The sequence below is a fragment of the Wolbachia endosymbiont of Drosophila tsacasi genome, from assembly GCF_028982115.1.
GTDB classification, from domain to species: domain Bacteria; phylum Pseudomonadota; class Alphaproteobacteria; order Rickettsiales; family Anaplasmataceae; genus Wolbachia; species Wolbachia pipientis_B.
Genome location: NZ_JAPQLJ010000026.1, coordinates 22,541 through 29,597 on the forward strand (window position 1 = coordinate 22,541; position 7,057 = coordinate 29,597).

Here is a 7,057-nt window from a genome sequence, read left to right on the forward strand (position 1 = left end):
CCGCTCAGAATTATGCTGAAGAGTTATATAAGTAAAGATTGCCTAACATCTGAAAGCCCAATCTCTTATAAAGGTTTACAGAAGGTTTCATACAATGTGCTACTATATATTTGCATTCAAGCTGTTTAGCTATCTTTATTCTTTCTAAAACCATTTGGGTACCTATTCCACGATTCCTGTAAATTGGTAAAACTCCATCACTATAAAAACCAGCTACATTGTCTTGAACATAAAGACCGCATGTCCCAATAATTTCACTATTTAGTGTTACAAGAAAAAATCTTAATCTTGAGTTTTTATCATCATAATTTGATAATCCGCGAAAAAATGTGCTGACAATTCCAACGCCATGATAAAAAATTTTAGAAGTGTGTAAATCTAACTGTTCTAAGAGGTCGCTACCATTTACAGCATTTAACCTCAAGTTTGGAATAACATCAGCAGGTAAAAAGTAATTTTGCATATTAAGTAGAGCTTTTTTTGGTGTGCTAACGTGTTTTATTTCACACTTTTCTAAAACATCTCTTATTTTCATATGTGAATTTATTACCCATGTTGCTTCTATATCTCTTGTTCTGAGATAATCTAGAGTTTTTTGTATAGAAAGCTCGGTACATTGATCTCCACAGAACACAAAATTAAATAATGACTCCCTAGTACCATTTATTGTAAATGTAACGTTATCAAATTCATCGTGTACTTCCCACTCAGATAAATTCGCTGTGTACAGTATATAATCCTTTAAATTTTGAACAATTAAGCTTGAATAATAAATTTTTTTATCCTGCATACATCAACAATAAACAATAAAAGGCTCCTATAAGAACACAGGCTAAAATTGCAGCTATAATGTCATCTAGCATAACACCGAAAGGACCTTTGGTATTTTTATCGATCAAATTTATAGGCCACGTTTTTATTATATCAAAAAACCTAAAAGAAAAAAAGCACAACAACAATGAAGAGCAATTCATTTTCTGGCTTAACAATATCGAAACTAAAAGTATTGTCAGCAATTGACCAACTACTTCGTCAAATACTACCTCTTTTGGATCACATGAAGTCTTGTAGTGTTTTATATAATTGCCTATAGACCATAATCCAATCAAGAATAATAAAAAAATAATTGCTGCACCTAAAATTCTGTTACTCAGTATTACAGGAACAATTGGATAAGAAGCTAAGCTGCCTACAGTACCTGGCATTTTTTTTGCTGTGCCAGACAGCCACCATGTTGATATCAATTTATATAAAAATTTCACAATACACCAAAGTACAAAACTAATTTACAAGAACAGAAATAGTATCCTCTATAGAGGCGCTTTCATACAATAATCTATAGACCGCTTCACATATAGGCATTTTAGCTCCTAACTTTTGTGTTAAATCAAAAGTAGACTTAACAGTACTGACACCTTCGATTAGCAACTTGCCTCCAATTAGGATTTGTTGAATATCATACTCCTCATGACTACTACCTAAATTGAATCCAAAAGATAGGTTTCTTGAATTTAAGGATGTGCATGTCATGACTAAATCACCTAAACATGAAGGCCCGAGCAAAGTATCTATATTGATATTGTTGTTACCAATTTTTGCTAAGTACAAAGTTTTAATTTCATTCATACTTTTTGTAATCAACGCTGCATGAGCATTAAACCCGAGTTTTCTACCAAAAATAATTCCACATGCTATAGCAAAAACATTTTTTAATGCTGCACAAATCTGTACTCCTATAATGTCGTTACTAAACTCCAACTTAACATTTTTTTGTTGCAGCTCTGATACTAGCTTTGAACCTAATGTGTTATTTTGGCACGCAAGAACCATTGAATAGGGCAATTTTTTTGCAACTTCTATAGCAAAACTAGGGCCTGAAAAAATAGCAATAGGATTGTTAGGTAAAACTTCATTTACTATTTCACTAGGTAATTTTAATGTAGACTTTTCTATTCCCTTACAAGCTAAAATTATTGCTACATCTTTTTTCAGATTACAATTATGCAATTGCTGACATACCTCCCTCAGAGATTGAGTGGGAACAGCTAGGATTGTTACTGAAACATTAACTGCGTCTTCAATAGCCAATTTTACTGACACATTATCAGAAATTCGACAACCGGGTAGCTTGTCACTTTCTCTTTTCCCGTTGATTGATTCAAATGTATTTTCATTGCGAGTCCACAAAACCACATCTTTCTTACTACTGAGTGAAATTGCGATTGCTGTACCCCATGCACCAGCACCTAAAATTGATATTGCCACACAATATTCCTGAAAGTATTACTTATACTTTAAAACAGTAGGATAAGTAAATTAAAAATATAACACAGACATATAGAATAGTTAAATATTTATTAACCGAAGTATTCTTTTAATAATAGTAACTTTAATTCAATATTTACTAAAAATATTATTATTACCATGGTATATCTATTATATTTTAGATCTGTTTATATAACTTTGGAACAATATATTTACTATTAATTAATAAGTGTAATTTTGATCATTTGTTAATAAAAATTTGATTTATTACTTTCCTTAGTTATATATATTACTAAAATTATAAATTATTCATGGAGTGTAAAATATGCGTATATTATTAATTGAAGATGACCAAGTAAGTGCAAAGACTGTGGTTAATGCCTTAACTTCTGATGGACACTTCTGTGACGTTGTTACTTCTGCACAAGATTATAACAATAATATGGTTTCCTCAAACGGAGATTACTATGACCTAGTTATTTTAGATATACACTTGCCTGGTAATATTGACGGATATGATATATTGCTAAGACTAAGAAGTGCAAAAATCAAAGTTCCTGTCTTAATACTTTCATGTATATCCGCTGTCAATCACAAAGCTAAAGGGCTTGGATATGGTGCCGATGATTACTTAACCAAGCCATTTCATAAAAGCGAGTTATTAGCTCGAATTAAGGCCATAGTGCGTCGTACTAAAGGCCATCCTGAATCGGTGATAAAGATTGGTAATATAAATATTAATTTTGATCACAGGATTGTTGAGGTGAAAGGTAAAACGGTTCGCCTTACTAATAAAGAGTATTCTATGATAGAATTGCTAGCATTGCGTAAAGGAACAGTACTAACAAAAGAAATGTTCTTAAATCATCTTTACAATGGCTTGGATGAACCTTCAGATAACAAGATAGTTGATGTTTTTATGTGCAAATTACGTAAGAAACTTGAAAGTGCAAATGATGGAAAAAGCCACATAGAAACCGTTTGGGGCAGAGGGTATGTTCTGAAAGAGTATATTGATGATGAAGAATATTCTAACGTTAATGTAGGCGAAAGTAGTGATGGCTATCAAGCAGAACAAGTGAAGGACAACGCATGAAATGCCTACACTTAAATATAGCATGGCTTATATCGCACGTATCATGTGACGCCTAGGTAAAATATAAGCCGAGTTCTGTTTATGTAGCTATTTATCTGGAGTAAATGTTACCATTTACCTCATGCGATTTACCCGAGTAGATATGAGAAAAACATAAAATCTACTTCTATTTAATCTTGCTCCTAGTGTTGGTTACTTGACTACCAATGTTGCCATTACCATGGTGTGCTCTTACCACACCTTTTCACCCTTACCTAAAATATTTTAGGCGGTAATTTTCTGTAGCCCTATAACTGGAGTTACCTCCGGCGGGCGTTACCCGTCACTATTTTTCCTTGGAGCCCGGACTTTCCTCTGCTATGTTTATCACACAACAGCAGCTACTTATTTCACCCAGGAATTATACTTTAACATGAAAATCACAAAAGCAAAAGACAATTTCCTAACAGTTTACATATTAAAAACATTCAGACAAATAGCTAAAGGTGATATTCCGGCACATCATCGCTATCCCAAGATAAGCTTCTTTCACTCTTAGACTCCGCTTCAGTCAGTCAAGAGCTTGGTCCACTGCTCGAAGACGATGAGCTACTTCTTGCTCGACTACTACTTTCTACTGATATACTGTTTAGCATTGTTTCAGATTGATACGTAGTCTGTATAGATATGTTGTTATCACTGCTTGTTCTGCTATGGGTGAAAAAAAATTTCTTCATTGCTGCTATTTGAATGCGATTCCAAATCAGCTAATTCTAACACATGAGCAGTATTATAATAACCGTGATATTTCTTAATACATTTATATGCTATAAATCCTATAATTCCAGCAATACCTATTGTTCCAACCAAAGATCCTCCTATCATTCCTGCCCTATTAGACCCTATAGCAAGTTGAGTAGGCTGTGGTGAAGAAGTAGTTTGAGGAAGTAAAGCAGTAGTAAATATAGGAGTTGTTGACTCTCTTGTTCTAGTACTTGGTATAATAAATACTGTTTGTGTAGTTTTCTCTGAGCTTGTCGTTGGCACAGTTGGTTCCACTGTTACTGTGCTTGTTTGAGCCGTTGAAGGTTTACTCGTTGTAGAAGTTGACGCAACAGTTGCTGCTGTAGGTTTTACAGTACTTGTTTCAGTTTCCGAAGGCACACTGGTTGAAGTTGTAGCAACCGTGGTCGCTTGTGAAGTAGTAGTTGTCTTTACTACTGTTGTTGGCTTCACTGTTACTGTACTTGTTTGAGTCGTTGAAGGTTTACTCATTGTAGTAGGTGCAGCGGTAGTTGATGCTTCTGTTGTTAATTTGGTAGTCTTCACAGTGTCGGTTTCTGCTGTACTAGCAATTGCAGCAGTCGACGCTTGCTTAGAAGTCACAACTGTTTCTGTAATAGTTACAGGAGCCACGGTACTACTAGAAATGATATCAGGTGTTAATCGACCGTTAATGATGTTAACAAAATCGCTGAGAGTTTTGATGCTACTTGCCGGTATTATTGTTACCTTAGAAGGTTTTTCAAATCTTTGATGATTGAAAATTGCAACGTTTTCTTCACTTATTGCAGTTACAATAAAACTGTCTTGACCATTGTCTTTAACGTACAATTGCTCTATAGAATCTGCAAATTCGCAAACAGTAAAGTTCGATTTTGATCCATTCTTAACAAGACTTGTTAAATGTAACGTTTGTTTATTAGGCAACCGGTCTTCTGCAAGAAAAGCAACTAGATCACCACCTTCAACATACTGTAGAAAATTTATTTTGCCTGGATTAGAAGTAATAGATGACGCTGTATTTATTTGACAATTTTTCTTACCAAGCAAACATTCATCTTTCTTTTCACTTTTTAGATCCTCAACCACTTTAGCCATATCAAATTTGAAAATATGTGTTTTTCTCACCTCTTGATCCCCAATAATTTTTCTGCTCACTTGCGAATAAAGCATCGTGTTTCCATTTAATGCCAATTGCCCCGGATTATCAAAATTGAACAATTTTCTTTCTGTAACACCTTTTTCTCCATTCAATACCTTAAATTTTCCGCCTTTGTCTGATTTCAAATACCAAGAAACTAAAGTTTGATCCTTTAAGTTATGGGCGATTACAATTGCATCCTCATTATCAACCTTTGCTGCTCTTGGTTGAAAGTAACTATTGCCCACATTTGCAGGACTACCATTATTAATATTCTTTTGTAATTTTCTTTTATCTAAATGTTCAACTGAAGGTACGTTGATTGATTGCTTGATTCCGTAAGTGTGAAAAGATAAACCTTTAACGTATTTTTCTCCTTCTTCGCCAATTCCCTCTTCAGGAAAGATAACTCCAACTTTATCTATTTCAGCTGAATCTTCTATTAATGTGAGAGATAATTGATCTTTGAATTCATTTGCTACGCTGATATTTGTACCACATTCGTATGTTTTTGATTGATATAATGGACTAATAAGTAATTTTACTTTACTGCTCCCATTACCATTATCTTGATAGCTGAGTCCGTAAGCAACTCCATTCCCCTCAATTAATTCTACGTTTGTTGGATTAAAACCTATCGCTTCTTTAACTTCCGGTGTATTTGAGTTGATCCTGAGCAATCTTCTTGATATAGACATAATTTTATTTAAAATATTAATAAAATGCTATTATGATTACCCCTGGTGTTAATATCAATGAAAATTTTAATTAAAATTAAAAAATTAATATAATGTTTTATACTAAAAGATAAATATAAGCTTGAAGAGGGCTAAAGACTTGCTGCAAAATAGTGTAAAAGATGGTAAAGTATGAAAAAGAGAAATAAAAAGTGAGGGAAAATGAGTCTGAATTACCATAAAGTAAGTAAACACCCGAGAAATTTTCGAGATGTAACGGGATTGAAAATAGAAGAATTCGAAAAATCTTGGAAAAAGTCCGTCCAGAGTGGAAAAAGCTTGAAAGACAGAAAAAGCGCCACGGAAGAATTGCTAATTTACCGACACTGGAAGATAAAATGTTGTGCGTAATTTTGTATTATCGGACCTACATAACCCACAGATTTTTAGGCTGCCTTTTCAACTTACATAATGCGAATATTTGCCGACTTTTGAAGAAAATGGAACCACTGTTGGCAAAAAAAATTACTATAAAAAAGGACAGAACCCTAACGCCAGAGAGGATTTTGAAGATACTGGCAGATGTTACAGAGCAGCAGATACAGCAGCCAAAAGAAAGCAGAAAACGGAAGAAAAGTTACTCTGGCAAGAAAAAAGTGCACACAATGAAAACAGAAATTGTGATCGAAGAAAGAGGGCAAATTTTATCGGTTTCAAGATCTCACCGTGGGAGAATTCACGATTTTCGGATAAGAAAACAGGAGAAATTGCTGCCTACAGACAGTATAAAGCATGCCGATTCTGGCTATCAGGGATGGCAAAAATTGCAAAGTAACGTTGTGATACCATACAAAAAATACCGAAAGAAGCCACTAACTGAGGAGCAAAAGGAGCACAACCGAGAGTTGGCATCATTTAGGATGAGGGTCGAAAATAAGATACGAGAATTGAAAATATTCAAGATTTTGTCGCACGTTTACCGTAACTTTCAGAAAAAATATAACATGAGATTTAATATTATTGAAGGTTTGGTGAATTTGAGGCATGGGTTTTAGCCTGCTGCTATTTTAGCCTAATTCACCCTGAAATTAGTATATACCTTTTCGCAGCAGGTCT

Annotated in this window: 5 protein-coding genes, 1 other RNA gene and 1 pseudogene; 2 read left to right on the forward strand and 5 right to left on the reverse strand. The window is 34.1% G+C overall.

Annotated elements, in window-relative coordinates; genetic code table 11:
• Nucleotides 1-10 precede the first annotated feature (10 nt).
• From OZD70_RS01590 to OZD70_RS01600, 3 genes are read right to left on the reverse strand one after another with little or no spacing between them, the layout of a single operon-like run.
• Nucleotides 11-790, reverse strand: coding sequence for a GNAT family N-acetyltransferase (locus OZD70_RS01590; RefSeq protein WP_275020413.1), 780 nt, complete (start codon nt 788-790; stop codon nt 11-13).
• Nucleotides 780-1,262 (reverse strand): phosphatidylglycerophosphatase A family protein, encoded by a 483-nt coding sequence (locus OZD70_RS01595; protein ID WP_275020415.1) that lies wholly within the window; start codon nt 1,260-1,262, stop codon nt 780-782. The genes OZD70_RS01590 and OZD70_RS01595 overlap by 11 nt, the downstream gene beginning before the upstream one ends.
• A 19-nt stretch (nt 1,263-1,281) precedes the next feature.
• Nucleotides 1,282-2,265: an NAD(P)H-dependent glycerol-3-phosphate dehydrogenase gene (locus tag OZD70_RS01600; protein ID WP_182183322.1), complete on the reverse strand. Its 984-nt coding sequence runs from the start codon at nt 2,263-2,265 to the stop codon at nt 1,282-1,284.
• Nucleotides 2,266-2,590: 325 nt separating this feature from the next.
• On the opposite strand from OZD70_RS01600, the gene OZD70_RS01605 reads away from it, so the two are divergent.
• The gene (locus tag OZD70_RS01605) at nt 2,591-3,361 is read left to right on the forward strand and encodes a response regulator transcription factor (RefSeq protein ID WP_275020417.1); all 771 of its coding nucleotides are present in this window, start codon (nt 2,591-2,593) and stop codon (nt 3,359-3,361) included.
• A 49-nt stretch (nt 3,362-3,410) separates the two neighbouring features.
• On the opposite strand, the gene rnpB is transcribed toward OZD70_RS01605, so the two are convergent.
• Together rnpB and OZD70_RS01615 are read right to left on the reverse strand one after the other, a co-directional pair.
• Nucleotides 3,411-3,757, reverse strand: an RNA gene (gene rnpB / locus OZD70_RS01610) — RNase P RNA component class A.
• A gap of 294 nt (nt 3,758-4,051) precedes the next feature.
• A complete protein-coding gene (locus OZD70_RS01615; RefSeq protein WP_275020420.1) occupies nt 4,052-5,962 on the reverse strand; it encodes a hypothetical protein in 1,911 nt (636 codons plus the stop codon).
• 201 nt (nt 5,963-6,163) lie between these two features.
• On the opposite strand from OZD70_RS01615, the pseudogene OZD70_RS01620 reads away from it, so the two are divergent.
• Nucleotides 6,164-6,996: pseudogene (locus OZD70_RS01620) on the forward strand (transposase family protein).
• The last annotated feature ends 61 nt before the right edge of the window (nt 6,997-7,057 follow it).